This window comes from Streptomyces sp. NPDC058812 (assembly GCF_042744565.1).
Taxonomy (GTDB): domain Bacteria; phylum Actinomycetota; class Actinomycetes; order Streptomycetales; family Streptomycetaceae; genus Streptomyces; species Streptomyces thinghirensis.
On record NZ_JBHYOB010000056.1, the window covers coordinates 1 to 3,596 of the forward strand.

At 70.7% G+C, this 3,596-nt stretch carries 3 protein-coding genes; all 3 read right to left on the bottom strand.

Features of this window, described 5'->3' with window-relative positions; all coding sequences use genetic code 11:
- Window positions 1–574 (bottom strand): replication-relaxation family protein (locus ACFW48_RS38445; protein WP_386323290.1); only part of this gene is annotated, 574 nt, incomplete at its 3' end.
- Window positions 571–3,150, bottom strand: a complete 2,580-nt coding sequence (locus tag ACFW48_RS38450) for an ATP/GTP-binding protein (protein ID WP_386323292.1) — start codon at window positions 3,148–3,150, stop codon at window positions 571–573. The genes ACFW48_RS38445 and ACFW48_RS38450, both read right to left, overlap by 4 nt.
- A partial coding sequence (locus ACFW48_RS38455; RefSeq protein ID WP_386323293.1) for a hypothetical protein occupies window positions 3,135–3,596 on the bottom strand: 462 nt, incomplete at its 5' end. The genes ACFW48_RS38455 and ACFW48_RS38450, both read right to left, overlap by 16 nt.

The following is a 3,596-nucleotide window of genomic DNA, read 5'->3' on the forward strand; positions in this document are numbered from 1 at the left end:
GCTTGCGGGCGAGGCGTTCGCTGCTCATCGTCGTGCGGTCGATCTCGACGAAGGCGCGGTAGTGCAGTCGGCGGGGGTGGGCGGCGGTGTAGTGGAGGACGGCGTCGGCGATGAGCCGGTCCTCCCCGCCGGTGTCGGGCAGGCGGTGGGTGATTTCGGGCACCCAGTCCAGGGGCTGGTACTCGTCGCCCCGGTGGCGGGCATCGGCAAGGAAAGTCAGGTGGGCGCGGACACCGGTGAGTGTGTGGGCGGCCCGCAGGGAGGCCGCGGCGGGGGTGGCGATGACAGTGGCCTGGCGGCCGCGGAGCTCGGGCCAGGAGCTGACGGCCTGGGATCCGGCAGCGGTCAGGAAATGGGCCTGCAGGCCGCTTCGTGCGCCCAGCACTGTGTGCGAGGTCAGACCGGCGACCCGCAGGGGGCCGAGGATCTTGTGGATCTTGCGTGGCGCGGTGTGCGGCATGAGCATCTGGTGGAGCTGGGTGGTGGTCAGCAGGCGGTGCTGGGCGATCAGGGCGAGGGCCCGGTGGGCGTAGGTGTCGGCCGTGTCGGGCTGGATCATGGCGAGGCTGGTCATGCGTAGTGCTCCTCGGAGTGCTCGTCGGGGGTAGGAGCCAGGCCGGTGAGGAATTCGCGTACCTGTTGCTCCTGGGCGAGGGCTTGGGCAGTGAGCTGTGACAGGGGGCGGGCGCCGGTGTTCTCATGAGCGGCTCGGCGCAGGGCCCCGGTCCGGGCGGGCAGTGAGAGATCGCCGAAGACTTCCTCAAGTTCGGGCCCGCGGACGCGCACGGGACCGATGCGCTTGCCGGCGACGGTGAAGGAGGCGTAATGCCACCACCGCTCCAGGCCCGCCGCGTCCTGAGGCGTGACAGTGCCGGGCCACTGGTTGGTGATCTCGGCGATCGCCTCGACGGAGCCAGCGGTGGTGGACAGACAGGATGCGTTCTGCAGCAGAGCCGCGCGGGTGGTGGGGCTGAGGCGGTGCAGGAGCTGGGTCATGCCGTGCAGGCGGCACCCGAACTTCCGGAGCTGTTCGGTGATCTCCGCGAGGACGGTGGAGGTGCCTCCGTCCAGGGAGATCAGTTCGTCCAGGTAGAAGCGGAAGGAACGCCGTTTGGCCTGGGGCAGATCGCGTCGGGAGAGGCCCGCACGCAGGAAGTCACGGACGAGCAGGGAGATCAGCAGCCGGTCGGTCGGACCGGTGCCCGGCGGGCAGATCCACACGACATGGCCCGCGTCCATGGCACGGCGGATGTCGTAGCCGCTGACAGGACTGCCTAGGAATGCCCGTACGACCGGGTTGGCGCCGAGACGTTCCAGTGGGTTGAGGACAGTGAGCAGACCGTCCTTGGGAAGGTCGCGGAAGCTCCCGGTCCACCATCGCAGCGCATCCGGATCGAGGGCTCCCAACGTCAAGGATCGGAAAGTCGGATCGGTCAGGAGCGGCCGGATCTGGAAGATCGTGGCCTGCTGTCCCGCCGCTCCGGCTGCGACCGCACGGATGTTGACGGCGACCAGGGCCTCGACGGCCTTGGTCAGGATGGTGAGAGCCCGAGGTGCGCTCACGTCATCCCAACCCAGAGCGGTGGCGATCGCGTCGACCACCGCGGCGACCACCTCGTACGGTCGTTGTCCGCCGGACATGTCCAGGAGATTCCAGCAGGCCAGCAGGTCGTCGCCGCCCTGGACGGTGAGGTCGAACAGGGCGATCCGTTCCATGATCTCGTCGTGGGCCAGGTAGCGGGCCACGTCAGCGAAGGAATCGCCGTGCGGGTCCACGAACGCCAAGCCCCTCCCGTTGTGCGCACTGGCGACGGCCTGGACCTGAGCCCGCATGGTCTTGCCCCACCCGGCCTTGCCCGACTGCACCTCGAAAAGGGTGTCGTCCTCATGGGTCGCCAGTAGCCGCTCCCGTCCGTCCGGGCCCCGATGCCAGCCCTGAGGTACCAGGTCCATGCCGACCTCGTAGGTCGGCACGTCGTTCTCCAGCAGAGGCACGTGCGCCGTGACCGTCGGTGGCTTGAGCAGCCCGGCCAGTTCATCGAGGTGAGCCCACCCGCCTCGGGCCGGCCGCATCAGCGCGTGTGTCCACCGCTCGTCGAACCGGTCGCGCCAAGGCCACCGGTCCGGTCCGAACCGCAGCGGTCCCAGAGACCAGCCCTCGGACGAGAGGCGGGAGACTCCCGCGAATACGTCCATGGCGGCGCCGACGCGCGCAAGACGCTGCTCCGCTCGGCCCGCCGCGTCAGAGGCGCACCGCACCAGGATCTGCACGCGGACCAGCCCGGTGTCCTGCGCCAACTTGCCCAGAACAATGTCCCGCTCGACACGGCGCGGCTGCGGCGACATCACCATCTGGCCACGATGGGTGCCACGCCATTCGGTCGGGTCCAGTAGCCGTCCCAAGGCACCAGGCAGGCTGTCGGGGGACTCCTGAGTGAGCCACCGTGCCTCACGACGTGCCTCGCGCCGCTCGTTCTCCCGCGCCAGGCGCATGCTCTGCGCGCGCCGGACGGCGAGGTGCCAGCGGGAGGCGGGGGACAGGTCGACGCAGACCTCGGCGAGTTCGCCGAGTTCGGTGTCGAGGCCGGCCACCGCGTCGATCAGCGGTTGCAGCGGGTCCGGGTCCAGGGGAACATCCCGCAGTCGAGACCCGGGCGCACCGTGCAACGTGAGGACCGCCCGCACCACGTGATCGCGCCGCTTGTCGGCGACAGCAGCGGCGGCTTTCACCTGGACGCGCGCACCGTAGGGAGTCTGGGCCAGGAGCGCGTGCGCCGTGGCCGGTGCCTCGATGCGGTAGGCCAGCGGCTTGGTCCCGTCGGCGCGCAGCCGCATCCGCACCGTGCGGGCCCGGCGGGGAACCCACCAGGGGCCGGAGCCGGCGGCGCGGACGAGCTGCATCCCTTGGCGCCAGATCTGTTCCGGGCTCGGATCGAATTCGCTGGTCGGTACAAGCTCCACGAACGTGCGCTCGGCCAGCGCTAGAGCGGCCAGACGCTGCTGCAGGGCCTCCCACCCGGCCAGGAGGACGCAGACGGGAAGGGCCAGCCACCAGACGTTGGCGAGCCCCCACCCGGCGAGGACACCGAGCGTGTCGATGATGCCTGCGGTAGTGCCGAGCGCTCCGGCTGCCGTCACGTACGCGTCCATGATCCTTCTCCGCAGCGGATGTAGTGGAGGGCGGCGGTGCGACCGTCCAGATAGGTCCCGGCCGGATCCGCGCCAGCCCACACCAGGCGCACCACCGCGCCGTCCCGGTCGGGCTCACGGCGGGCGGTGGTGGCCTGGATGCGTATTTGCGTGTACCGGACGGTCTCGGCCAGCCACGCGGCACGTCCGACGGTCACCAGGTGGTGCTCGTCGGCGGGCGGCAGGTCGGACCGGCTGGCGCGGTCGAGTGCCTGCTGGATGAGCGCGTCGGCTGTGGGGCCCTCACCCGGCGGTGGGAGTTCGCTCACCGAAGCCGCATCGGCCGGGCTCGTTGCGGTGGCCGTCGGCGCCGCGGCCGCCTGCTGTCGTGAGTCCGTGGCGGTCACTCGGGGGCTCACGTCCGGGGCGCTCGCACGGGACGACGCAGGCCGATTCGGGGCCGCGGT

Bases quoted from the DNA above. Each gene is read 5' to 3' on its own strand.
- ACFW48_RS38450 (WP_386323292.1), bottom strand. From the start codon at position 3,150: ATGGACGCGTACGTGACGGCAGCCGGAGCGCTCGGCACTACCGCAGGC.